General features: G+C 68.5%; 15 protein-coding genes. 10 read left to right on the forward strand and 5 right to left on the reverse strand.

Annotated features, from left to right (window positions below; all coding sequences use genetic code 11):
* Positions 1-2: 2 nt before the first annotated feature.
* From VPH46_RS10040 to VPH46_RS10055, 4 genes are all read left to right on the forward strand, one after another.
* Positions 3-992, forward strand: a complete 990-nt coding sequence (locus tag VPH46_RS10040) for an alpha/beta hydrolase (RefSeq protein ID WP_416610891.1) — start codon at positions 3-5, stop codon at positions 990-992.
* Positions 993-1,047: 55 nt separating this feature from the next.
* The gene (locus tag VPH46_RS10045; protein ID WP_416610893.1) at positions 1,048-1,845 is read left to right on the forward strand and encodes a 2-keto-4-pentenoate hydratase; all 798 of its coding nucleotides are present in this window, start codon (positions 1,048-1,050) and stop codon (positions 1,843-1,845) included.
* A gap of 239 nt (positions 1,846-2,084) precedes the next feature.
* Complete coding sequence (locus VPH46_RS10050; RefSeq protein ID WP_416610895.1) at positions 2,085-5,930, forward strand: LamG-like jellyroll fold domain-containing protein; 3,846 nt, start codon at positions 2,085-2,087, stop codon at positions 5,928-5,930.
* A complete protein-coding gene (locus VPH46_RS10055) occupies positions 5,927-7,111 on the forward strand; it encodes a DUF885 family protein (RefSeq protein WP_416610897.1) in 1,185 nt (394 codons plus the stop codon). Before VPH46_RS10050 ends, VPH46_RS10055 begins: the two co-directional genes overlap by 4 nt.
* A gap of 137 nt (positions 7,112-7,248) precedes the next feature.
* On the opposite strand, the gene VPH46_RS10060 is transcribed toward VPH46_RS10055, so the two are convergent.
* The 3 genes from VPH46_RS10060 to VPH46_RS10070 all read right to left on the reverse strand — a co-directional run bounded on the left by VPH46_RS10060 (position 7,249) and on the right by VPH46_RS10070 (position 11,029).
* Positions 7,249-8,868, reverse strand: a complete 1,620-nt coding sequence (locus VPH46_RS10060) for a family 43 glycosylhydrolase (RefSeq protein ID WP_416610899.1) — start codon at positions 8,866-8,868, stop codon at positions 7,249-7,251.
* Positions 8,869-8,931: 63 nt separating this feature from the next.
* The gene (locus tag VPH46_RS10065) at positions 8,932-10,218 is read right to left on the reverse strand and encodes an MFS transporter (RefSeq protein ID WP_416610901.1); all 1,287 of its coding nucleotides are present in this window, start codon (positions 10,216-10,218) and stop codon (positions 8,932-8,934) included.
* Positions 10,199-11,029 carry a 2-keto-4-pentenoate hydratase gene (locus tag VPH46_RS10070; RefSeq protein ID WP_416610903.1) on the reverse strand — a complete coding sequence of 277 codons (831 nt, stop codon included), beginning with the start codon at positions 11,027-11,029 and terminating at the stop codon, positions 10,199-10,201. The genes VPH46_RS10065 and VPH46_RS10070 overlap by 20 nt, the downstream gene beginning before the upstream one ends.
* A gap of 377 nt (positions 11,030-11,406) precedes the next feature.
* Between VPH46_RS10070 and VPH46_RS10075 the strand changes: the two genes are divergently transcribed.
* The 4 genes from VPH46_RS10075 to VPH46_RS10090 all read left to right on the forward strand — a co-directional run bounded on the left by VPH46_RS10075 (position 11,407) and on the right by VPH46_RS10090 (position 18,002).
* Positions 11,407-13,881 carry a glycoside hydrolase family 3 C-terminal domain-containing protein gene (locus VPH46_RS10075; protein WP_416610905.1) on the forward strand — a complete coding sequence of 825 codons (2,475 nt, stop codon included), beginning with the start codon at positions 11,407-11,409 and terminating at the stop codon, positions 13,879-13,881.
* A gap of 119 nt (positions 13,882-14,000) precedes the next feature.
* Positions 14,001-15,023 carry a LacI family DNA-binding transcriptional regulator gene (locus VPH46_RS10080; protein ID WP_416610907.1) on the forward strand — a complete coding sequence of 341 codons (1,023 nt, stop codon included), beginning with the start codon at positions 14,001-14,003 and terminating at the stop codon, positions 15,021-15,023.
* A gap of 100 nt (positions 15,024-15,123) precedes the next feature.
* Complete coding sequence (gene uxaC / locus VPH46_RS10085; protein ID WP_416610909.1) at positions 15,124-16,539, forward strand: glucuronate isomerase; 1,416 nt, start codon at positions 15,124-15,126, stop codon at positions 16,537-16,539.
* 23 nt (positions 16,540-16,562) lie between these two features.
* Positions 16,563-18,002 (forward strand): mannitol dehydrogenase family protein, encoded by a 1,440-nt coding sequence (locus VPH46_RS10090; RefSeq protein WP_416610911.1) that lies wholly within the window; start codon positions 16,563-16,565, stop codon positions 18,000-18,002.
* A 2-nt stretch (positions 18,003-18,004) separates the two neighbouring features.
* Here the strand turns inward: VPH46_RS10090 and VPH46_RS10095 are convergent, their stop codons facing one another.
* Together VPH46_RS10095 and VPH46_RS10100 are read right to left on the reverse strand one after the other, a co-directional pair.
* Positions 18,005-18,763, reverse strand: coding sequence for a FadR/GntR family transcriptional regulator (locus tag VPH46_RS10095; RefSeq protein ID WP_416610913.1), 759 nt, complete (start codon positions 18,761-18,763; stop codon positions 18,005-18,007).
* Between the two features lie 58 nt (positions 18,764-18,821).
* Positions 18,822-20,315: a UxaA family hydrolase gene (locus tag VPH46_RS10100; protein ID WP_416610915.1), complete on the reverse strand. Its 1,494-nt coding sequence runs from the start codon at positions 20,313-20,315 to the stop codon at positions 18,822-18,824.
* 167 nt (positions 20,316-20,482) lie between these two features.
* Between VPH46_RS10100 and uxuA the strand changes: the two genes are divergently transcribed.
* Both uxuA and VPH46_RS10110 read left to right on the forward strand, forming a co-directional pair.
* Complete coding sequence (uxuA, locus tag VPH46_RS10105; RefSeq protein WP_416610917.1) at positions 20,483-21,658, forward strand: mannonate dehydratase; 1,176 nt, start codon at positions 20,483-20,485, stop codon at positions 21,656-21,658.
* A 196-nt stretch (positions 21,659-21,854) separates the two neighbouring features.
* On the forward strand, positions 21,855-24,359 hold the full coding sequence (locus VPH46_RS10110; protein ID WP_416610919.1) for an alkaline phosphatase PhoX: 2,505 nt from the start codon (positions 21,855-21,857) through the stop codon (positions 24,357-24,359).
* The last annotated feature ends 82 nt before the right edge of the window (positions 24,360-24,441 follow it).

A 24,441-nucleotide genomic window follows, 5' to 3' on the forward strand; every position in this document is an offset into this window, starting at 1 on the left:
GCATGATCGATCGGCGACAGACGCTGGCTGCGCTCGGCTCCGTGATGGCCGCGGCCGCCGCAGGCTCCGCGCGGGCCCAGCAACCCACCCCGCCGGCCCGGGGCACGTCCCCCGATCCCACCGAGATCCTCGAGCTGTGGCCGAACGGCGCTCCCGGCGCCCCCGCCACGCTGCCGGTCGAGCGGATCGAGGAACGCAGCAAGGATCCCGCCCTTTCCGACCGCGCCGTGACCGGCACCCACCGCCCGCGCCTCGTCGTCTTCCGCCCGCGCAAGCCCAACGGATCGGCGCTGATGGTCGCGCCCGGCGGGGGCTATGTCCGCGTCGTGCTCGACAAGGAAGGCTTCGAGATCGGCCGGTGGCTCGCAGAGCGGGGCTGGACCGTGTTCGTGCTCTTCTACCGCCTGCCGGGCGATGGCTGGGCGGCGGGTCCCGACACCCCGCTCCAGGACAGCCAGCGGGCGATGCGGCTCATCCGCGCGCGTGCGCAGAGCTATGGCATCCGCCCGGATCGCGTCGCCGCGATGGGCTTTTCGGCCGGCGGGCATGTTTGCGGTGACCTCGCCACCCGCTATGACGCGCGCGTCTATGCGCCGGTGGATGCTGCGGACCGGCTGAGCGCCCGTCCCGACATTGCCGCGCCCATCTACCCCGTGCAGTCGATGCGCCTTCCCGTCGCCCACGGCGGATCGCGCAAGCAACTGCTGGGCACCAACCCCACGCCAGCGCTCGAAGCCGCGCACAGCCCCGAGAACAACGTCCGCGCCACCACCCCGCCCTGCTTCCTGGTTCATGCCGAGGATGACGCAACGGTGCCGGTCGAAAACAGCCTCGCGCTGCGCGCCGCACTCAAGCGCGCTGGCGTACCGGTCGAGACGCACCTGTTTACGGAGGGCGGCCACGGCTTTGGCATCCGCGGTGCGGCCGGCAAGCCCGCGGCGATCTGGCCCGAGTTGTTCGCGCGCTGGGCAAAGACCCACGGCTTCGGCTGAACGCTAACCGGTGTCGCTGACACCGGTTTCAGACTTTGGATTGGAGAAGCTCCAGGTGGCGACCGTACTGCAGCAGAATATCGAACGCATCGCCGAGTCCTTCGTGCGTGCGCGCCGTGAGGGCGTGGCGATCGTCGACTATCCCGGCACCATCCCCGCTGCGCTGGCAGAGGCCTATGCGGTGCAGGACCGCGCCCTCGCGCTCGACGGCCGCCGCGTCGCGGGGTGGAAGGTCGGCAAGATCGACCCGCCGATCGAGGACGTGAACCGCCTCGCCGGCCCGATCTTTGCCGACCAGATCGTCACCGCCGCGGGCGCCGGAACGCCGGTCGCCATGCCGGTATTCCGCGGCGGCTTCGCCGCGGCCGAGGCCGAGTTCCTGCTGCGCGTCGGCACCGCGCCCGATCCCGCCAAGCTCCAGTACACGATGAAGGAGGCGATCGACCTGATCGACGCCGTGCACGCCGGCATCGAGATCGCCAGCTCTCCCTTTCCCGGCATCAATGCGCTCGGTGCCACCGTCACCATCTCCGACTATGGCAACAACAACGGCCTGGTGATTGGCCCGGCGATCGACAACTGGCGCGATGCCGGCATCGCGGACTGGCCGGTCGAACTCACCATCGACGGCGCCCCGATCGGCGCCGCCACCGCCGCCACCATGCTTGACGGACCCTTCGGCGCGGCGCGTTTCCTGTTCGAGCTGCTCGCCGCCCGCGGCATCGCGCTCCAGCCGGGCGACTGGATCTCGTCCGGGGCCGTCACCGGCGTCCACCAGGTGTCGCTCGGCGCCCGCGTTGACGTCCGCTTCGACAACCGCCTCGCCACCGCATGCACCATCGTGGCGCGGTGACGATCCCCAACCACGCCATGCTGCCGTACCCCGGTGAAGGCCGGGGTACAGTTGCGGTGCGGGTGGGGTTGGGGATCGCCCCTCGAAGGCCTTCCCAACTGGACCCCGGCCTCCGCCGGGGTACAAGTCCAGCTGCCGCCTTCCGCCTCCTGCCCTAGCCGTCGACCGCACACCCAATGCCCGCCACCGGCCGAACAGACGGGGCCCACCCCGCACCTCCGCCGGCCCGAGGAGAGAGAATGACCCGTTCCCCCGTTTCCGCGCTGGCCCTCGCCGCCGCCCTCCTCGCCACCCCGGCCGCAGCCCAGACCCAGGCGCCCGCCGCAGCCGCCGCCGACCAGAGCCTGATCTTCCACGCCACCCTCGACAGCGGCTTCACCGCCGAGCACGCAGCCGGCGACCCCGTCCCCAATTTCCGCAGCGGCATGAGCACCGTTGCCGATGGCGCGATCGGCGGCGCCGCGCGCTGGTCGGACGCCGGCTATGTCGCGTGGAAGGCGCCCGGCAACATGCGCGCCGAACGCGGCACCCTCGCCTTCTGGTGGCGTGCGCGCGATCCCCTGAACGACGTCCCCTTCGTGATCTTCCGCACCGGATTTGCCGATCACACCAGCTGGGACATGGCGTTCCTGCGCATCGACTGGAACGGCCACGGCTTCGACGCCTTTGTCACCGACGCCAACCTCGCGCGCATCCGCGTCTCCTACACCATTCCGCAGATCCCTGATCCCAACGCCTGGCACCACCTCGCGTTCGCCTGGGACGAGACAGTCGGCGTCCGCCTCTATGTCGACGGGCGCGAAGTCGCGGCCAAGCGCCAGACGGCCGATCTCGACTCGGGGCTCGACCAGTTCGGGCTCGCCGGCCGGGTGATCTCGCCGCATCAGGTGCAGAGCCGCTACAACTTCATGCGCGGTTCCGACGTCGACGACCTGCGCGTCTACGACCGGATGCTTGGGCCCAGCGGCGTGACTGCGCTCGCCGCCAAGCAGGAGCCCGCCGCGCCCCCGGCCGATGATGCCGCCGCCCGTCGCACCGCCTGGCTCCACCGCTATGGCTGGGACCGGCAGAGCCCGCCCGTCCTCACCGACCCCGCCACCACCATCCGCAAGGTCGAGTTCGCCGACGCGAAGGACCTGAAGCAATGGATGTGGAAGGGCGTCGACGGCATCCCCGAGACCACCTGGCCCGGCGTCTACAACCGCTCCAAGCTCCCCGGCCGCGACGACTATTTCCAGCTCCCCGACTGGAACGTCTATGTGGAGGGCGGCAAGACCTATGACCTCGCCGTCCCCGCCGGAGAGCGCTTCAACCGCGTCGCCATCCGCGGCGCCGCCTATGGCACGCTCGCCTATGCGCCCGAGGGTGGCGACTATGCGACCCTCGCCAAGCGCCCCAAGGGCGTGGTCCGCACCAGCGACAGCTTCGCCACGAAGGCGGGGGGCCGCCTGCGCTTCACCAACGTGATGCAGGAACAGCCGATCCAGGAGATCTGGGCCTATAACGTCACGGCAGGAACGCCGCCCAGGGGTTTGTTCAGCCTCGATTATGTCGTGGATGCCAAGGCGTCGTCGCAGCTCCCCGCCCTTTCCGCGCTCAACGCCTATGTCGCGGGCCGCTATGCGCCCGACGAGCAGGCCACCGCCGTCGCCATGCCGGCCGGCGGCATCAAGACCGCGGTCGGCGCCGGCAGCTCGGCCGAGACCGGCGCCGCCGTCCGCCGCGCCGACGCCCGCCCGATCGTCCACCTGCTGGTGCCCTCCAACTTCGGCGACGCCTTTCCGGACAGGCCGCTTGCGCGCGCCTGGGACTATGGCTGGCAGAACCTCCATGCCGGGCTCGACGGCATCGCCATCGACCTGCCCGCAATGCAGCTTACACCGGACGCCAAGGGCCTGATCCCGCTCAGCATCGTTGTTCACGATCCGATCTGGCCGGATCGCCAGATGATCGACGTGCAGGTCTCGGTCCGCCCCGGCGAGGCGCGCACGCTGTGGCTGGACCTGCGCGACCGCATCCTCACCAACGATAGCCTCTATCTTACGATCGCGTCCGCAGCCCCCGATTTCAGCGCCGATGCGCTCAACGGTGCCAAGCTGCGCCTCGTCTTCAAGGACCGCGCCGAGGCCGCCCGCGAGCATGTCGTCGACCGCTTCAACCAGGTGAAGGACAATTGGGGCTTCCTGGTCGAGGAGCATACCGCCTCCAAGAACGCCGGCCTCTACCGCCGTGTCTTTGCCGACATCTCCGACCTGTTGCGTGTCGATCCCGATCATGCGGAGGCGCGGCGCTATTGGGCGGACATCAACTACCGCCCCGAAAACATGCCGGCCTTCACCCAGCCGCAGCCGCCCGCCGGCGTACCGCTCTGGGCATTCCGCCAGCTCGAGGATTTGAAGCTCGCCCGCCATTTCGTGAACTGGTGGATCGACGAGCGCCAGGTGCCCTATGGTGACTTCGGCGGCGGCATCTCCGACGACACCGACCTCACCCAGCAATGGCCCGGCCTAGCGCTGATGGGCGTCGATCCCGACAAGATCAACGCGTCGCTGCGCGCGCTGGACGAGGCCGTCTACAAGAACGGCATGATCGAGAACGGTCTGGGCGTCCTCACCACCGACGAGCTTCACGCCTATGAGGAAGGCATGAACGCCGACGCCGAACGCCTCTACCTCAACTGGGGCGAGCCGCGCACCGTCGAGCGGATCATGGCCACCACCAAGGCGCTGGGCGGCATCATCACCCGCAACCCCGCCGGCCATCTCCATTTCTCCTCGAATTGGTACGGCGCCCGCAAGGTCTACCGCGAGGGCGCGTTCGAGTGGCAGAAACCGTACAGCTTCACCGTCCTCCACGGTCCGATCCTGCTCGGCCTCTACAACGCCAGCCCCGCCGCACGCGGCCTGGTGACCGGCATCGTCGACGGGCTGATGGCGCACGGCACCCAAGGCCCCGACGGCAACTGGAGCTATCCCAACGAGGTCAACTGGCGCACCGATGCCACCCGCGTCGGGGACGGCGGCGGCGCCACCACCCCGCTCCAGTCCGCCTGGGCATCCTGGCGCTTCACCGGCGACGCGAAATACCTCCGCCCGATCGAGACGCGCCTCGCCAAGGCCGGGCTCGCCGCGCTCGCCGAGTTCAACGAGAACGCCTTCCACGCCCTCCCGATGGGCGGGCAGCTGCTCGCAACCGCGCCCGCCAAGGCCGAGGCTTCGGGCGATCCCTTCGCGCTCTACAGCGCCTGGGCCGCGAGCGGCGACCGCAGCTGGCTCGAACGCCTCCACGCCGACGCCATCGCCGACAAGGCGCAGCACATGTACATGTACACGCAAGGGCACTGGTGGTCCGATCGCGTCGACCAGCCCAACGAGATCCTGCAGCGCGAGCGCCTGGGCGGCATCGCCCTGCGCCGGAACCAAACCTGGCCCGGCAACACGGTCAGCTGGCGCTTCGACCAGCCCGACGCCGCGACCCAGGTCGCGATACTGGTCCCCAACCCGAAGCCCGACGCCTTCCGCGTCATCGCCTACAACACCACCAACCAGCCCCAGCGCGCGACCATGACCGGTTGGACCGTCACGGCCGGCACCTGGACGATGAAGGCCGCCACCAGCAGCGACGGCGGCACCACCCTCACCCCCGCCGACAGCCGCCAGCTCACCCTCGAGCGCAGCGCTTCGACCGAAGTGACCTTCGCGCCCGGCACCACCACCGTGCTCGACTTCACCCTCGATCAGGCGAGCGGCCCGGTCGAGCAGCGCCCCGACCTCGGCATCGGCACCGACGACGTGATCGTACAGGGCCGCCGCGTGTCCGTGACGATCCACAGCCTCGGCTCGCAACCTGTGACCGGCGGCGCCGTGACGCTGGTCGACGGCGCCGGCCGCGAGGTCGCCCGCGCCGCCGTGCCCGCGCTTGCCGCCCCCACCGACCTCACGCCCAGGACCGCCACCGTGCGCCTGAGCATCCCCAGCGGCGTCGATCCCGCCACCCTTTCGGTCCGCATCGCCCTTCCCGGCGATGCCCCGGAGGTGACACGCCAGAACAACCAGGTCCCGCTCGCCGGGCTCGTCCGGAAATGAAGGCGACGCGGCGCGCCATCCTTGCCGGCCTCGGCGTGCTCGCCACCCCCGCGCTCGCGCTGGAGGGCCGAAACGACCTTCGCGCTGCCCTGGACGCGGCCGAGAAGGACGGCGACCCCGCGCACCTCGCCAGCTTCGACGCCCGAGCGCTTCCCCCAGGCCAGCGCCTCGATCTGCTCACGGCTCGCGCCGGCCTCGTGATCGACGCGAAATCCGCCACCGCCACCGGCACCGAACGCTATGCCCTCCTGCTCCAGCAGCGCAGCGGCACCAACGTCACCCCCGCCCGCACCCGCCGGCGGCTGACGCGCGAGCTCGCCCGCCTCACCGCTCGCGCCGACCGGCTGTTCCTTGGCCTCGGCCGCACCCGGGGTTCGGTCGGCGAGCGCTACCGCGCGCTCTTCGGCGACCCGCAGTGGCATTATTCCGACAGCGACGCCGGCCGCGACCAGGCCGTCGCCGACATGAACCGCGTGCTCGCCGCCGCCCGCGCGCGCGTTCCCGCGCTGCTCGGCCCCGTCCCGCCCTTCTGCCTCGACGTCACCGCCCGCCAGCTCTCCTCCGCCGAACTCGCCGCCGGCCGTGGCGGCTATCGCGAGTTGCCAACACCCGGGAAGCCCGGCGCCTATGTGGTTGATCTCAAGGACATCTCTCGCCGCCCCAGCTGGAGCCTCACGAGCGCCGTCCACCACGAGCTGCTCCCGGGCCACATGACGCAGATGCCGATGGAAGCGCTCGCTGCCCCCCATCCGCTCCGCCTGCGCTACGCCCCCTCCTATGCCGAAGCCTGGGGAATGCATGCCGAACAGCTCGCCGCCGCCGACGGCGTCTACACGGGCGACCCGCTCGGCGAACTCGGCCACATCCACTGGCTGCTGTTCCGCGTCACCCGCGGCCTCGCGGATCTGGGCATCCACCTCGACGGATGGAGCATCGACCAGGCCCGCACACAGTTGATCACCTGGCAGGGCGAGCCCGGCTATTTCGCCCCGTTCGAGGTCGACCTCCCCCGCCTCGCCAAGGAACCCGCCACCCGCGCGGGCGAGGCGATGGCCTGGCTGGACCTCGCCGACACCGCCGCCCGCGTGAGGCCCGCCGAACGGGTGCCCTTCCACCAAGCCATGCTCCGCCACGGCCGAATGCGCACCGAAGCGTATGGAGGCTGGCGGGACCTCACCTGATCGCTCCCGTACGCCGGCAGAGGCGGGCGTCGCGGTGGTGCTCCCACGCAAGCGCGAACCCAGGGTACCAAGCCTCTCCCTCGGTTGTTCTACTTGACCCTAGGTCCCGGCTACGCGGGAACGCAGTGCGCGCAGCCCTACAATGCCCGATACCGAAAATCCCGGAACCGTGCTTCGCCCGTCCCGGCCGAATACAGCCCCGGGCGCAGCATCAGGAACCCGCCCCGCACATTATGGTGGTACCCGGAGACCTCCATCCCGCGGTCGAAGCGCTTCCACGTCCGCCCGTTATCGCCGCTCAGGTGGATGGCGACGATATGCTCCTTGTTCGCCACCCGCATCCGCAGGCGCCGGCCATAGGGGTTCGCCGGCCGCCCGCGCTCGATGCCGTACTGGTGCGTCACGAACCGCGTCTCGTCGAAGCCAAGCCCACAGTAGAGCTTGTCGTCATAGAACAGCACCAGGCCCGCAGTCCCGCCGGCTGCGATCTCGATCGCGCATTCGAACTGGTACGCCCGGTCCCCCGCGATCAGCATCAGCGGCGAGGAATCGCTCGGTGCCTTGCCGGTTGCCTTCAACACCAGCGTGCCATTCTCCACGCGCGCCCGAGCGGCCTCGTCCGGTCCGGGCTGAAAGAAGTTCCACTTCGCCCCCAGCTGCAGGGTCCGGAAGTCATCCGACAGCGGCTGCCCATGCGGCAGCGCCGCGCCGCCCCTGGGCTTGGCGATGGGCTGCGACAGGTCGCCGCCCTTCATCCGGAACCAGCCTTCGGCGGTCCATTCGATCGGGTCGAGTAGCGCCTGCCGCCCCAGCGTCCAGAACCCGTTCTCGAACCCGTGGTACACCGACCACCAGCTCCCGTCCGGCGCCTCGACCAGGCTCGCATGGCCGCGTGACCACCAGCGTTCCGACACATCCTGGGTCCGCACCACCGGATTGGCCGGATCATTCTCCCACGGCCCGTGGAGCGAGCGCGACCGTGCCACGATCACCATGTGCCCGGTGGGCGGGCCCGCCGTCCCGCCGACCGCGGTGATCTGGTAATACCAGCCGCCGTGCCGCACGATCTTCGGCCCCTCGGGCGAGAAGCTCTCAACGTCCCACTCGTCCGGATAGCGCCAGGGGTCATAGACATGCTCGACCTTGCCAACGGTCGACAGCCCGTCGTCTGACAGCCGGATGCGGTCTCCGCCGGACAGAAACAGCCAGCGCGACCCATCCTCGGCCACCGCATGGCACGGGTCGATATGTTCGTGCAGCCCCAGCGATTTGGGATCGGACCAGGGCCCGTCGATGTGATCTGCCCAGCTGACATAGATGTCGTTCGGCGTGGCCTTCACCGGGATGTAGAGGAAATACCGCCCCTTGTGCTTTTCCAGGCTCACCGCCCACACCGATCCGATGTTGCGGTTGAGCGCGGCCTTGCGCGGCTGCCAGTTCACCAGGTCGCGGCTGTGCCAGATCGTCAGCCCGGGATAGCTGTCGAAGCTGGAGAAGGTCATGTAGTAGTCCCGCCCATCCTTCAGGATGGCGGGATCGGGATGGTCGCCCGCGAGCAGCGGGTTCAGGAACCGTCCATCGCCCAGGTCCGCGATCCGCTGGTTGTCGAAGCCGCGCTTCCAGTCCTTCGCCGGGCCCGCCTTGCAAGCCTCAGGCGCCGCCGACGCCCCCGCTGCGCGTGCGGGCGTTCCACCCAGCATCGCCGCTGCACCGCCGGCAAACGCCGTCCCCAGCGCGTCGCGCCTGCTCAATCCCATCGCATTTCTCCAGCTTGGGGGTGCGGCAGCGGGCGGCGTGCGTGCGCCGCCCGCTGCCTACCTTCAGACTTCCTGCGCCCGCGCCAGCTTAGGCGACAGCAGGTGGACGCACAGCAGCGCCAGGAAATAGGCCGAGCCCGCCACCGCGAACAGCGGCACATAGCTGCCGATGCTGTCGAGGACATAGCCTGCGTACTTTGCCATCAGCATGCCGCCGATTGCGCCCACGGTGCCGCCGATGCCGACGACCGAACCCACCGCCGCGCGGGGGAACAGGTCGGACGGGAGGGTGTAGAGGTTGGCCGAGAACGCCTGGTGCGCCGCGGTCGCAACGCCGATCACCAGCACCGCCAGCCACAGATTGTCGATCGACTGGGCAAAGAACACCGGCACCACCGCACAGGCGCAGATGAACATGGTCATCTTGCGCGCATAGTTGACGCTCTTGCCCGCGTTGATGAACCGACCCGACAGCCAGCCCCCCGCGACGCTGCCCAGATCGGACAGCAGGTAGATGGCGACCAGCGGCGGCCCGAAGCTCAGCAGGTCCAGGTCATAACGCTCGCCCAGATAGCCCGGCAGCCAGAACAGGAAGAACCACCAGATCGGGTCGATGAAGAACTTGCCCAGCGCATAGGCCCAGGTCTCGCGCACGCGGATCAGCCGCTTCCACGGGATCGCCGTCACCGGATCGGCCGGATCCTGCTCGATCCAGGCGCGCTCCTCATTCGTTATCTTGGGATGCTCGCTGGGGCGTCGATACATCATCAGCCAGGCGACCAGCCACAGCAGGCTGACCAAGCCGGTGATGATGAACGCCGCACGCCAGCCATAGGTGACGGTGATGATCGGAACCACCAGCGGCGTGATGATCGCGCCGACGTTGGCGCCGGCGTTGAACACGCCGATCGCCAGTGCCCGTTCGCGCGCCGGGAACCACTCGGTGACCGCCTTGATGCTCGCGGGGAAATTGCCAGATTCGCCTAAACCCAGGCCGAAGCGTGCCATGGCGAACTGGGTGACGCTGTACGCGCCGCCATGGGCGATGTGGGCGATCTGCCAGATGACGAAGGCGATGGCATAGCCGAAGCGCGCGCCGATCACGTCCATGATCCGGCCGAAGCCGAGGTAGCCGATCGCATAGGCGAACTGGAAAAAGAAGATGACGTCGGCGAAGTCGGTCTCGCTCCAGCCGAGGTCCGCCGACAGCGTCGGCTTGAGCACGCCGATCATCTGCCGATCGACGTAGTTGATCACCGTCGCCGTAAACAGGAGCGCGACGATCCCCCAACGATAGCGACCCGCCCGCGCTACCGCGCCTGCAATCGGATCAGCCCGTCCGTTCTCCATGCTTCGTCTCCGACATACTCTCCTGCCGGGCGGCGGCCTCTATCGTGCCGCTCACCCGAAGTGTTCCAAACCGCGCCTCGACCCGCGCCCCGACCGCCACCTGGTGGACGCCGGTCACCGCGCCTGAGGAGACCCATTGCCCCGGCTCCAGCGTCCGGCCGCGCGCAGCCAGACTCTCGACCAGGAACGCGACGGCGCCGAACGGGCCATCGAGCATGGTGCGCGCGCTCGCCTCACCGACGCAGGTGTCGTCAACGAAGGTCGCAACCTGCCAGTCCTCAAAGGCCCGGCTCGACCAGTCCGCCACCGGCGCGCCGATCAGCAATGCGTTATGATTGCCGAAGTCGCTGATCGTGACCAGCGGTCCGTCCGCATTAATCCCCGCATAGGGCGAACTCGCGATCTCGAACCCGACATGCACCGCGTCGACCAGCTCGACGACTTCCTCGAGTGAGATCCGCTGCCCACCGGGGCGTGGCGAATGGCCTATGCGCAGCAGATATTCGGCTTCCACCGCAGCAAAGCCGCCAGCGATCACCGGCAACGCCGCCGGATCGTCGCCGGCGCTCTGAATCTGGTCGGCAAAGATCGGCCCTGCGAGCCGCGGCACGCCCAGCGTGTCGCTGTGGGGCGCCGGCACGCGGCCCACCTTCCACCCGGCGACGGCACCGCCACGGAGGGAGATCGCATGGTCCTGCACGCCATAGGCCGTGGCCAGCGAGGTCGGATGTCCGCCCGGATAGGTGGGAAGCGCCGCACCCGCACGCCGAGCCTCCACAAAGGCCCGTGCGATCGCCTCTTCCCCACTCATCGACAGAACATCCTCAGCATTTCGCAGGCATGGCTATTGGAAACCGGTGTCAGGAGCAAGGCCGTTTGTGAGTTTGCGGCTCAAGGCGGACTCAGAACCCCTTCAGAGACAGCCGGCCGGGTTGCGTTCGGAAGCGCAGAGGCAGGCCAAGATAGCGTTACCAATTTCGTTGACCGCCTGCCGTCGATGTGCACAGTTTGGTCCAAACAGAAAAACTGGGGAGGTGTCGCGTGGCTCGCACGTTGCTGATCGGACTTCTATTCCTGTCGTCGGTTGCGCCAATCAGCGTGGCCACCGCGCAGTCCGCGCCCTCGGAGCTCCGCTATCGGAATCCGCAGCTGCCCCCTGCCGAACGCGCCCGCGATCTCGTCTCCAGGATGAGCCTCGAAGAAAAGGCGCTCCAACTCGGCCACGACGCTCCTGCTCTGCCCCGACTGGGCATCCCCAAGTACAACTGGTGGAACGAAGGGCTGCATGGCGTGGCGCGCGCCGGCATCGCAACGGTATTCCCGCAGGCCATCGGCATGGCGGCGACATGGGATATCGATCGGATGCGGAGTACCGCCGACGTGATCTCTACCGAGTTTCGCGCCAAATATCTCGAGCGGCGCCATCCCGACGGCGGGAGCGACTTCTATCGCGGGCTCACCGTGTGGTCGCCCAACCTCAACATCTTTCGCGATCCGCGCTGGGGACGCGGGCAGGAGACCTACGGCGAGGACCCCTATCTGACGGGCCAGATCGGCACCGCCTTCATCCGGGGCCTGCAGGGCGACGATCCGAAGTACTTCAAGACGATCGCGACCTCGAAGCATTTCGCGGTCCATTCCGGCCCGGAAAGCAACCGCCATCGCGAAGACGTGTACCCGAGCCTCCACGATTTGGAGGACACCTATCTGCCGGCGTTTCGCACCACGGTGACGGAGGGCAAGGTCGCCTCCATCATGTGCGTGTACAATGCGGTCTGGGGCGTGCCCGGCTGTGCCAACGCGGTGCTGCAGCAACAGTATCTGCGCCGCGACTGGGGTTTCCAGGGCTATGTGGTCTCCGACTGCGGGGCAGCGGCGAACATCTATCGCAAGGACGCGCTGCACTACACCAACACCGCTCCGGAAGGTGTCGCAGCCGGCTTCGAGAACGGCATGGACCTGATCTGCGGCGACTACCGCAACGGCATGACGACCGATCCGGAGAACATCGTCGCGGCCGTCAAGGCAGGGCATATGAGCGAGGCGACGGTGGATCGGTCGCTCCAGCGCCTGTTCGAGGCGCGCATCCGGCTCGGCCTCTTCGACCCGCAGCTGCCGTTCCCGACCGTCACGGCGAAGGACTACGACACGCCCGCGCACCGCGCCAAGTCGCGCGAGATGGCAGAGGCGTCGATGGTGCTGCTGAAGAATCAGGGCAATCTGCTGCCGTTCAAGAGCGCACCGCGCACGATCGCCGTCATCGGACCCAACGCCGACAGCTTCGATACGCTGGTGGGCAATTACTACGGTACGCCGTCCCGGCCGGTGACGGTGCTCGACGGCATCCGCGCGCGCTATCCCAACGCACGGATCCTCCATGCGCAGGGCGTCGGCCTCATTGGGCCGGAAGAAGCGCCGGTGCCGGACACGGCTTTCCGGGGGCTCCGCGTCCAGCATTACGCCAACCGCGACTTGCAGGGGGCGCCGAGCGCCACGGAAGCCGCGACCAACGCACGGGTGGAGTGGAGCGGTGACTGCGAAAGCTCCGCACGCTGGACGGGCACGCTGGTGGCCCCGGAAACCGGCGAGTATCGCTTCCGCTTCTCCAGCGAGAACGGCTACCGCGTCTGGATCGACAACAAGCTGGTCGTGGACGAATGGGGCGTGGGCGACGCGCCCTCGATCCTGTCGGGATCCATCCGCCTGAAGCGGGACAAGAGCTACGCCGTCCGCGTCGAGGGCTTCCAGCGCGGCGCGCGTGGCCAGCAGCAGCTTCTCTGGAGCCTGCCGAGCGCCAATGGCGACGATGCGGTGGCAGCCGCCAGCCAGGCCGACGTCGTGATCTTCGCAGGCGGGCTTTCCGCCCGCATCGAGGGCGAGGAGATGAAGGTCCAGGCGAAGGGCTTCGCCGGCGGTGATCGCACCAGCCTCGACCTACCCGAGCCCCAGCAAAAGCTGCTCGAACGGGTCCATGCCACCGGCAAGCCCGTCGTCCTGGTGCTGATGAACGGATCGGCGCTGAGCGTGAACTGGGCCGACAAGAACATCCCGGCAATCGTCGAGGCCTGGTATCCAGGTGGCGAGGGCGGCCATGCCGTCGCCGGCCTTCTCGCCGGAGACTATAGCCCGGCCGGACGCCTCCCGGTCACCTTCTACAAGTCCGCGGACGATCTGCCCGCGTTCGACGATTACGCGATGAAGGGGCGGACCTACCGCTATTTCAACGGGGAGGTTCTCTACCCGTTCGGCCACGGCCTTTCCTACACCGACTTCGCCTATCGGAATGCACGCGTCAGCGACAAGGCGATCCAGGCGGATGGCTCGGTGACGGTGTCGGTGGATGTCACCAACGCGGGCGGCATGGACGGCGACGAGGTCGTCCAGCTGTACGTCGCGCATCCCGGCAAGGATGGCGCTGCCATTCGCACGTTGCAGGGCTTCGAACGGGTGCACCTGAAGAAGGGCGAGACGCGCACGGTTCGCTTTTCGCTGAAGGACCGACAGCTCAGCTACGTGGACCCGCAGGGCCGCCGTCGCATTTCCACCGGCCAGGTCGACCTCTGGGTTGGTGGCGGCCAGCCGGTGTCGAGGCCGGGGCACACCCAAGCGGCCGGAGCAGCCGCTTCATTCGCGATCTCTGGCGAGAAGCTGCTGCCGCGCTGAACATCGCCAATGGCTCGGATCACGTCGCTGCCGGTTCGCATCATCGGACGCGCCCCTGCCGCAGGGGTGCGTCCAAATGCCGCTGGCAAACAACTTCGCTCGGTCGCTATGGATGCGCCATGACCAAGGCCTCCCAGCCCACCATCAACGACGTCGCGCGTCTCGCCGGCGTTTCGAAGAAGACGGTCAGCCGCGTCATCAACAACAGCGACCTCCTGAACGAGGACACGCGCAAGCGCGTCGAGCAGGTGATCGCCGAGCTGGGTTATACGCCCAATCCGCAGGCGCGTGCGCTGGCGCTGCGCCGGAACTTCGTGATCGCGCTGATCCACGACAATCCCAATGCGCAGATGGTGCTGGGCGTGCAGCACGGGCTTCTGGAGGTGCTGCGCGACACCGAATTCGAGCTGCTGGTCCACCCCGTCGACCGCGGTGACCCGGAGATGCTGGGTGAAATCCGCCGCTTCCTTGAACGCCAGCGCCCCTATGGCGTGATGCTGCTGCCGCCGATTTCCGAGAACGACCAGCTCGCCGGTCTCTGCGCGTCCATCGGCTGCCGCTATGTTCGCATGGGATCGGCCCCGTTCGATGTGCCGGAGCACATGGTCGCCTCCAACGACCGCGAAACGGTCCGGCACGCGATCGGCCATCTGATCGAGGCGGGTCATCGCCACATCTGCGTCATCGCGGGTCCCCGCGGCTTCCGCTCCGCGCTCGAACGCCAATCCGGCTACGAGGAAGCGATGAAGGCTGCCGGCCTGCCGTTCGACCGCACCTGGATCGCACCCGGCGACTATACCTTCGATTCCGGCATGCGGGCGACCGAGCGGCTGCTCGACCTCTCGCCCCGCCCCACCGCGATCTTTTCCTCCAACGACGAGATGGCGGCGGGCGCCATCCATGTTGCCCGCCAACGCGGGCTGGAGATTCCGGCCGACCTGTCGATCATCGGCTTTGACGACACGACCATCGCCTCGCACCTCTGGCCGCCGCTCACCACGGTCCGCTGGCCGATCGAGACCATGGCACGGGCAGCTGCGCTCAAGCTCATCGGCAACAGTGTCGGTGACGAGGACGGCGAGCACGCACTGTTCCTGTCGACGCTGATCCGGCGTGCCTCGGTCGCGGCACCGTTCACCTGAAGATATCTGACAAATTGGCTGGACAGTCTCCAGCCGCTTTTGCATCCTTCCGCCTACTGCCGGCGGGCCGCCCGCCTCCCTTTCTGCCCGAGGCCGTTCGATGACCAAGCTTTCGCTTCACCCTGATCGGCTGCTGCCGGCCGATCCGACCACCCGGTCGATTGCGCGGCGACTGTATGAGCGGATCGCGGGCCTTCCGATCCTCTCGCCCCATGGGCACACCGATCCGGCCTGGTTCGATCGCAACGAGCTGTTCGGCAATCCGGCCAGCCTCCTGATCATCCCGGACCATTATGTCTTCCGCATGCTCTACAGCCAGGGCGTGCCGCTGGAGGAACTGGGCGTACCCCGCGTCGACGGCGGCCCGACCGAGGCCGATCCGCGGGCGATTTGGCGCCGCTTCGCCAGCCACTATTACCTGTTCCGCGGCACCCCATCGCGCATGTGGCTCGACTGGGTGTTCGTCGAGATTTTCGGGCTCGACGAGGTGCTGTCCGCCGCCAACGCCGACACCTATTACGACACCATCGACGCCGCGCTGAAGCAGGAGGCGTTCCGCCCCCGCGCGCTGTTCGAGCGGTTCAACATCGAGGCTATCGCCACCACCGAGGGTCCGCTCGACCCGCTCGACCACCATCGCGCGATCCGCGCGAGCGGGTGGCAGGGCAAGGTCATCACCACCTACCGCCCTGACGCCGCGCTCGACCCCGAGTTCGAAGGCTTTCAGCAGAACGTCGAGCAATTGGGCGAGCTGGCCCGCGAGGACGTGTCGAGCTGGCAGGGGTACCTGCGGGCGCACGAAAACCGCCGTGCCTATTTCCGCGAGGTCGGCGGCGCGACCGCGACCGACCACGGCCACCCCAGCGCTGCGACTGCGGACCTGTCCGAGGCGGAAGCCGAGCGCCTCTATGCCCGCGTTCGCTCCGGCAGCTGCACGGCCGCCGAGGCCGAGCTGTTCCGCGCCCAGATGCTCACCGAAATGGCACGGATGAGCATCGACGACGGCATGACGCTGCAGATCCACCCCGGCGTCCACCGCAACCACAATGCGACCCTCATGGCGCAGTTCGGCCGCGACAAGGGCGCCGACATCCCGATGGCGACGGACTTCGTCGGCGCGCTCCATCCGCTGCTCAGCCGCTATGGCTCGGACCCGCGGCTCAACATCATCCTCTTCACCCTGGACGAGGACAGCTATGCGCGGGAGCTCGCGCCGCTCGCGGGCCACTATCCTTCGCTGCGGCTCGGCCCGCCCTGGTGGTTCAACGACAGCCCCGAAGGCATGCGCCGCTTCCGCGAGCGGGTGACCGAGACCGCCGGCTTCTACAATACGGTCGGCTTCAACGACGACACCCGCGCCTTCCTGTCGATCCCCGCGCGCCACGACGTTGCCCGCCGGATGGACTGCGCCTTCCTTGCGCGCCTCGTCGCCGAGCATCGGTTGCCCGAGGACGAGGCGCACGAGGTCGCGCAGGCGCTGACCTATGATCTCGTCAAGCAGGCCTACAAGCTGTGAGCGCACGCCTCTCGAACGCGACCATGGCAACGCTGCCCGCCAAAGTCACCCGCCCGCCCTACGACCGCGCCGCCGTGAAGGCGGGCGTCGTCCACCTGGGCATCGGCGCCTTTCATCGCGCACATCAGGCCGCGGTATTCGACGCCGCGCTCACCGCAGGAGACCTGCGCTGGGGCATCATCGGCGTGTCGCTGCGTTCTCCGGGCGTGCGCGACCAGCTGGTACCACAGGACGGGCTCTATACGCTGGTCGAGCGCGAGGGCGACGCCCGGCGCCTGCAGCTGATCGGGGCGGTCCAGACCGTGCTGGTGGCGCCCGAGCATCCGGCGGCGGTCGTCGCCGCGCTCGCCAGCCCCGACACGCATCTCGTCACGCTGACGATCACCGAGAAGGGCTACAAGCTCGACCCCGCCACCGGCGCGTTGATCGAGGCGGATGCGGATGTCGCCGCCGACCTCGCCAGCCTTGAAGCGCCTCGTACCGCCCCGGGCTTCTTGGTCGCGGCCCTCGCCCGCCGCCGCGCTGCGGGCCTTCCCCCCTTCACCGCGATTAGCTGCGACAACCTGCCGCACAATGGTGCGCGACTGCGCCAGGCGGTGCTGCGCATGGCCGCCGCGCACGACGCGGAGCTCGCCGCCTGGATCGAGGCGGAGGGCGCCTTCCCGCAGACCATGGTCGACAGGATCGTCCCCGCCACCACCGACGCCGATATCGCCGAACTCGCGCGGACCTTGGGCGTGGAGGACCAGGCGATGGTCAAGACCGAGCCCTTCTCCCAATGGGTGATCGAAGATCGCTTCGCGGGTCCGCGGCCGGACTTCGCGGCGCTTGGCGTCCAGCTCACCGACGACGTCGCGCCCTGGGAAGAGGCCAAGCTCCGGCTGCTCAACGGGGCACATTCGGGCATCGCCTATCTCGGCGGGCTCGCGGGCATCGACTTTGTGCACGAGGTGGTGGCGCTGCCCGAAGGCCGTCGCTTTGTCGAGCGGCTGTGGGACGAGGCGGAATCGACGCTGTCGCCCCCGCCCGGCCTCGACGTCGCAGCCTATCGAGCACAGCTGATGGCGCGCTTCGCCAACGCCGCGCTCCAGCACCGTACCCGGCAGATCGCGATGGACGGGTCGCAAAAGCTGCCGCAGCGGCTGCTCGCAAGCATCGCTGCGTGTCGCGCGACGGATACCCGCTGCCCCGCCCTGAAGCTCGCCGTTGCCGCGTGGATGCGCTGGCAGGAGGGCATCGACGACCAGGGCAGAGCCTTTACCGTCGACGATCCACTCGCTACGCGCACCGCCGCGGCATTGGAGGGCACCGTCACGGCCGAGGAGAAGGTGGCAGCGCTGCTCGCGCTTGATGCGATCTTCCCCCCTGCTCTGGCCGAAGACGCCGCGCTGGCACAGCTTCTCGCGGCTTGGCTGCACCGCCTGGAGACGGAGGGCGCCCGCGCGACCCTCGCGCGGCTGTAGGATCAGCGGATCGCGGAAAAGCGGTTTGCGCGATCCCGCAACTGGGCCGCCTCGGCCCGAACTCGTTCGAGGGCATCGTTCTGCGTCGCCTCGAGCAAGTGCTCGATCACGCGGCCCAGGTGGCGGCGCATGGCGTGGCGCGCCCCATCCGGATCGCCCGCGGCGATCGCGTCGAGGATGGCCCGATGGTCCTCGATGCGCGGTTTCTCCCCTGCCCTTCGCGCGCGGTCGAGCACGGCCATGCAGAGGGGCGAGCGATGCCGCACGTCCCAGAGCGTCTCGATCGTCAGCACCATCGCGTCGTTGGCGGTCGCCCGCGCGATCTGGCGATGGAACTCGCGATCGGCATACTCGTCCGGGCTGTCGATCGCGTTCTCGGCGATCATCCGCTCCAGAATGTCGCGCAACGCTGCCACGTCCGCCTCGCTTCGCGTGAGCGCAGCCAGCGCAGCGCACTCCCCCTCCACCAGCCGGCGCGCCTCGATCAGTTCGAACGCCCCGATGTCCAGGTCGGACGGCTGCAGCAGTCCCGGCGCATGGGCGGTCACATAGACGCCCGATCCACGCCGTGCCTCGACCAATCCGAGGATCTCCATGCCGATCACCGCCTCCCGCACCGTCAGGCGGCTGACGCAGAAACGATCGACGAGTTCGCGTTCGGTGGGGAGCCGCTCGCCCGGTGCGAAGCGCCCGCTGACGATGTCGGCCTGAAGGGCGTCGATGATCGCCTGGTAGAGCTTGCGTCCGGCGGGTCGGGTCATGCTGGGTTCCTGCACGCCGTCAGCCTAGGCGGCACGACTGGCCCTGTCATCCATCGACTTAGACGGTCACACCCTGCTTCCACAGCGCGATTTCCCGCTCGCCGTTGCGCTCGGCGCGTGTCTCTGCACCGGAGGCCGTGGCGATCACCAGGTCGAGCAGCCGTTCGGTCACGGCCTCCGGCGGCTCCCCTTCCAGGAGCGGCCCCGCATCGAAGTCGATCCATCCCGGCTTACGCTCGGCAAGCCCGGTGTTGGACGCGATCTTGAGCGTCGGTGCCGGGAACCCCATCGGCGTCCCGCGCCCGGTGGTGAACAGGATCACGGTGGCGCCCGCGGCCGTCAGCGCTGTTGAGGATACCGCGTCGTTGCCCGGCGCTTCCAGCAGCACCAACCCCTTTTGCCGCACACGTTCGCCATAGCGCAGCACGTCGACCACGGGCGCTCGACCCGCCTTCTGCACCGCACCCAGCGACTTCTCGTCCAGCGTCGTGATGCCGCCCGCCTTGTTCCCCGGCGACGGGTTCTCATAGACGGGCTGGCCATGGGCAATGAAATAGCCCTTGAAGTCCTCAACCAGCGTACAGATCTCGCCGAACACCGCCTCGTCCTTGGCGCGCGCCATCAGGATACGCTCGGCGCCGAAGATCTCGGGGATCTCGGTCAGCACCGGGGTTCCTCCTGCGTTCGCCACCGCGTCTGCGACGCGCCCGACCAGCGGGTTGGCCGAAACACCCGAGAACCCGTCGGAGCCGCCGCACTTCAGCCCCAGCACCAGTTCCGACAGCGGCACCGGCTCGCGGCGGTCCTGCTCGGCCAACGCGACCAGTTCCTCGATCATCGCGAGGCCGGTCTCATATTCGTCGCTGACCATCTGGGTGGTGAAGGAGCGCAGGCGATTGCGGTCGATGCCGGGCGCGGAGGCGAGCAGCGCGTCCATCTGGTTGTTCTCGCACCCAAGGCCGATCAGCAGCACGCCGCCGGCATTGGGATGCTGCGCCAGGCTCGCCAGCATCGTCCGGGTATGATCGAGGTCGTCGCCCAGCTGGGAACAGCCGTAGGGGTGCGGAAAGGCGTGAATGCCGTCCACGCGACCCGCAAAGCGCCGCGCGGCGAGTTCGGCCAGCCGCCGGGCCGTCGCGCCCACACAGCCGACCGTGCACAGGATCCAGATCTCGTTGCGCGTACCAACCGCCCCGTTCGCACGGCGGTAGCCCTCGAAGGTACGCGGCGCGGCGGACACGGCGGGGACCGGCGGAGCCGCGGCATAGGCATACTCCTGCGCCTCCTCCAGCAGCGTGCGCACATTGTGGGTATGGACGTGCGCCCCAGCCGGGATGTCGATCGTCGCGCGTCCGATCGGCCAACCGAACTTCACGACTTCGTCGCCGGTCGCAATCGGCCGCACCGACAGCTTGTGGCCCTTCGCCACCGGGTCGCAGAGCGTCACCGTCGTGTCGCCAACCGTCACCGTCTCCCCTGCCGGCAGGTCGCGCAGGGCAGTGGCCACATCGTCGCGGGGATCGACCTGGAGCGCGGAACGGATCAGGTGCATCAGGAAGGTTCGCCTGTTGGAGACATTACTCAGATAACTTTAGCGGGCCTCGTCTGCAAGGCGTGCCATCGTGCCCATCTACTTGTCTGACCGCGGGCTGCGTACTAGCGTCGAATCCTCCCCATCCGCCGTTCCGGCGGTGCCGTTTCTCCAGAGGTTCGACGCCCATGATGATGACGCAGACCATGCGGTGGTTCGGCCCCGCGGATCCGGTCGCGCTGGCCGATATCCGCCAGGCCGGGGCCAGCGAAGTCGTCACCGCATTGCATGAGGTGCCGAACGGTGCCGTCTGGTCGCGAGAGGCGATCGCCGCTCGCAAGGCGCAGATCGAGGAGGCGGGACTTGGCTGGACGGTGGTCGAGAGCCTGCCGGTGCATGAGGGCATCAAGACCCGCTCGGCCAGGTGGGACCAGTTGATAGACGCGTATCTCCAGAGCCTGCGCAACCTCGCCGCGTGCGGCATCACCGTCGTCACCTATAACTTCATGCCCCTGCTCGATTGGACGCGGACGGACCTTGCGTGGCCGCTACCGACCGGCGCCCGCGCGCTGCGCTTCGATCCGGTCATGGTCGCGGCCTATGACCTGCATATCCTGCGCCGCCCCGATGCGGCCGCGGACTATGATCCCGCGATATGCGATGCCGCCGACCGCGCCCATCACGCCATGGAGGAGGGGGCACGGCTCCGCCTGGAGCGGACCATCATCGCCGGCCTGCCGGGAAGCGAAGAGCATTTCACCTCTGCCGAGTTCCTCCGCTGCATCGACACCTACGCGGATGTGGACGCCGGCCGGCTGCGCGCCAACCACCTCGCCTTCCTGGAGGCGGTCTGTCCGGAAGCGGACGCGCTCGGGATCAGGCTCGTCGTTCACCCGGACGACCCCCCCTTCCCCATCTTCGGCCTGCCGCGCGTGGTGAGCACCGAGGCGGACGTTTCGGACCTGTTCGCCCGGGTCCCCAACCCGTCCAACGGGCTCTGCTTCTGCACCGGATCCTTCGGGGTGCGCGCCGACAACGACCTTCCGGGCATGGTCGAACGGCTGGGGGATCGCATCGGCTTCCTGCATCTGCGGTCCGTCCAGCGCGAGCCGGACGGCGCCTTCCACGAGGCGGAGCACCTGGAAGGCGATGCCAACATGCCCGCCGTCGTCACCGCGATCTTCGCGCTCCAGCAGCGCGAGGGCCGATCGATCCCGATGCGTCCGGATCATGGGCACCAGATGCTGGACGACCTCAACAAGCACACGAATCCGGGATATTCGCTGCTGGGGCGGATGCGCGGGCTGGCCGAGTTGCGCGGCCTGGAGCGCGGCATTGCGCAGGCGGCACGTACCGTCGCCTGAAGGCATTTACCGGGAAGTACGCCGGCCGCTCCAGGAGCGAAAAGTGAGACGGGCGCGCAGGTCGGCAGCACCCGGAATCGAAGGGCTGTCATCCGCCTGACTTCGGGATGCAACACGGATTTCGCCGAGCTTACACCGCCCTGACGCACGGCACGGGCACAGGCACCCCAGGGTAATAGAATCTCGGGGGCTCTGCATGACTTCCAACACGACGGACATCGGCTATGACGATGGCGATATCGACACCAATCATACCGCTTCGCGGCATCTGAACGATCTGGTCTCCGAGCGCTATTCGCGGCGGCAGACCCTGATGGGCGGGATTTCGGCCATGGCGACGGCCGTGTTCGGCAGCGCGGTGCTGGCCGGATGCAACGACGACGATGACGACACCGGGTCCACGCCCGGCTTCACCGTGTCCGCGACGTCTTCGGGTGAGGCCAAGGCCGGCCGCGTGGTGACGCTGACCGGCACGGTCTCGGGCGGCAGTGCCAGCAGCGTCGCCTGGGCGCAGACGAGCGGCACGTCGGTCACGCTGGTCAATGCCACCTCCAACGTTGCGACCTTCATCGCGCCTGCGGTGGCGACACCGACCAACCTCACCTTCCGCTTCACCGGCGCGGGCGCCAATCTCGCGACCGCATCGGCGACGGTGACGGTTCTGGTAGGGGCGCCCGAACTGGGCTTCGCGGCAGTACCCAAGAGCCTCGCAGACGTCGTGGCGGTACCTGCCGGCTACACCGTGTCGGTGCTGTACCGCCTGGGCGATCCGATCGTGTCCTCGCTCGCGCCCTATGGCAACAACGGCACCGACGGCGACTTCGCCCGGCGCGCCGGCGACCACCATGACGGCATGAGCTACTTCGGGCTTCAGGCGAGCGGCAGCGCGCCCGATGCTGCGAACAGCACACGCGGGTTGCTGGTGCTGAACCATGAAAACATCACCCAGGCGTATCTCCACGCCAACGGGCCCACGTCGGTCGCGGGCGTGCGCCCCGAAGCCGAGGCGCTCAAGGAGATCGAGGCGCATGGCGTCTCGGTGATCGAGGTGACCCGCGGCAGCAACGGCGGGTGGAGCTATGCACAGGGGTCGGCCTTCAACCGCCGCGTCACTCCCAATACGCCGATGGCGTTCCACGGCCCCGCACGCGGCGACGCCAGCCTGCGCACCGCCTATTCACCGGACGGCACCGCCGGACGCGGCACGATCAACAACTGCGCCAACGGCTCCACCCCCTGGCACAGCTATCTCACCAACGAAGAGAATTGGGCCGGCTATTTCCGGCGCAACGCGGGCGATGCAGCGACCCGCGCGGCAGCCGGTCGAGCGGCGCAGAATGCATCGCTCGCCCGCTACGGTATCGCCGAGGGCCGCACGGGCAATTACGGTTGGACCACGGTCACGCCCGCTACGGCAGACAGCACGATCTTCCGGCGCTGGAACGCGACCGCATCCGCAGGCCTGCCGGCGGACGGTACCGGCGACTTTCGCAACGAGCCGTTCCAGTTCGGTTGGGTCGTCGAGATCGATCCCTTCGACCCCGCCTCCACGCCGCGCAAGCGCACGGCGCTCGGCCGCATGAACCACGAGGGCTGCCAGATCGGCCGCACGGTGGCCGGCGTCCGTCCGGCCTTCTACATGGGCGACGACGCGCAGAACGAGTATATCTACAAGTTCGTGTCGCAGCAGCCCTGGGCAGCCGCAGACGCAAACCGCCCCGACCGTCTTGCGGTAGGCGACAAGTATCTCGACACCGGCACCCTGTACGTCGCCCGCTTCGACGCTAGCGGCGAAGGCCAGTGGCTGCCGCTCGTCTTCGGCCAGGGTCCCCTCACCCCCGCCAATGGCTTCACCAGCCAGGCCGATGTGCTCATCCATACCCGGCTCGCGGCCGATGCGCTGGGTGCGACGCCGATGGACCGGCCCGAGTGGACGGCGGTGAACCCGGTCACGGGCGAGATGTACTGCACGCTCACCAACAACAGCAATCGCGCCGTCACGCCGGCGAGCGGGAGCCAGCGCCGGGTCGATGCGGCCAATCCGCGCGCGTATCTGGACCCCCGCAGCGACGGCCGCTCGCCGACCCGCGGCAATGCCAACGGGCATGTCGTGCGGCTGCGCGAAGCGGGTGACACGTCGGAGGCAACCAGCTTCACTTGGGACATCTATGCCTTTGGTGCCGGGTCGGATCTCGACCCGGCCGGCATCAACCTGTCGGGGCTCGACGCGACCAACGACTTCTCGTCGCCCGACGGCCTTTGGTTCGGCCTGCCGAGCAATCCGTCGGGACAGGTCACGCCGCTGATGTGGATGCAGACCGACGACGGCGCATTCACGGACCAAACCAACTGCATGATGCTGGCGGCAATCCCCGGCATCGTCGGCGACGGCAAGGCGCAGACGGTGACCAGCACGCTGGACGGCCAGACGGCCACCGTCACGACGCGGGCAGGCCGGGCGCCCGGCGCGACCCTGCGCCGGTTCCTGGTAGGGCCCAAGGAGTGCGAGATCACCGGCATCCACTCCACGCCGGATGGCCGCTCGCTGTTCGTCAACATCCAGCATCCTGGCGAGAACGGAAATCCTGCCAACATCACCAGCAACTGGCCGGCGAACCAGGCGGCCGCGGCGCCCGGCCAGCGTCCGCGCTCGTCCACGATCGTGATCACGCGCGACGACGGCGGCGTCGTCGGCCTCTGATCGGGTGCGTCCTGTTCGGCCACTGAGGCTGGACAGGACGCGCTCCCCCCGACCGGCGAGAGGGACGGCGCGCCCCCAGGAG

It is taken from the genome of Sphingomonas sp. MJ1 (PH-R8) (genome assembly GCF_048058635.1).
Taxonomy (GTDB): domain Bacteria; phylum Pseudomonadota; class Alphaproteobacteria; order Sphingomonadales; family Sphingomonadaceae; genus Sphingomonas.

Bases quoted from the DNA above. Each gene is read 5' to 3' on its own strand.
- VPH46_RS10040 (WP_416610891.1), top strand. From the start codon at position 3: ATGATCGATCGGCGACAGACGCTGGCTGCGCTCGGCTCCGTGATGGCC.
- VPH46_RS10075 (WP_416610905.1), top strand. From the start codon at position 11,407: ATGAGCCTCGAAGAAAAGGCGCTCCAACTCGGCCACGACGCTCCTGCT.
- VPH46_RS10065 (WP_416610901.1), bottom strand. From the start codon at position 10,218: ATGGAGAACGGACGGGCTGATCCGATTGCAGGCGCGGTAGCGCGGGCG.
- VPH46_RS10055 (WP_416610897.1), top strand. From the start codon at position 5,927: ATGAAGGCGACGCGGCGCGCCATCCTTGCCGGCCTCGGCGTGCTCGCC.
- uxuA (WP_416610917.1), top strand. From the start codon at position 20,483: ATGATGATGACGCAGACCATGCGGTGGTTCGGCCCCGCGGATCCGGTC.
- VPH46_RS10080 (WP_416610907.1), top strand. From the start codon at position 14,001: ATGACCAAGGCCTCCCAGCCCACCATCAACGACGTCGCGCGTCTCGCC.
- VPH46_RS10050 (WP_416610895.1), top strand. From the start codon at position 2,085: ATGACCCGTTCCCCCGTTTCCGCGCTGGCCCTCGCCGCCGCCCTCCTC.
- VPH46_RS10060 (WP_416610899.1), bottom strand. From the start codon at position 8,868: ATGGGATTGAGCAGGCGCGACGCGCTGGGGACGGCGTTTGCCGGCGGT.
- VPH46_RS10100 (WP_416610915.1), bottom strand. From the start codon at position 20,315: ATGCACCTGATCCGTTCCGCGCTCCAGGTCGATCCCCGCGACGATGTG.
- VPH46_RS10095 (WP_416610913.1), bottom strand. From the start codon at position 18,763: ATGACCCGACCCGCCGGACGCAAGCTCTACCAGGCGATCATCGACGCC.
- uxaC (WP_416610909.1), top strand. From the start codon at position 15,124: ATGACCAAGCTTTCGCTTCACCCTGATCGGCTGCTGCCGGCCGATCCG.
- VPH46_RS10110 (WP_416610919.1), top strand. From the start codon at position 21,855: ATGACTTCCAACACGACGGACATCGGCTATGACGATGGCGATATCGAC.
- VPH46_RS10070 (WP_416610903.1), bottom strand. From the start codon at position 11,029: ATGAGTGGGGAAGAGGCGATCGCACGGGCCTTTGTGGAGGCTCGGCGT.
- VPH46_RS10090 (WP_416610911.1), top strand. From the start codon at position 16,563: ATGGCAACGCTGCCCGCCAAAGTCACCCGCCCGCCCTACGACCGCGCC.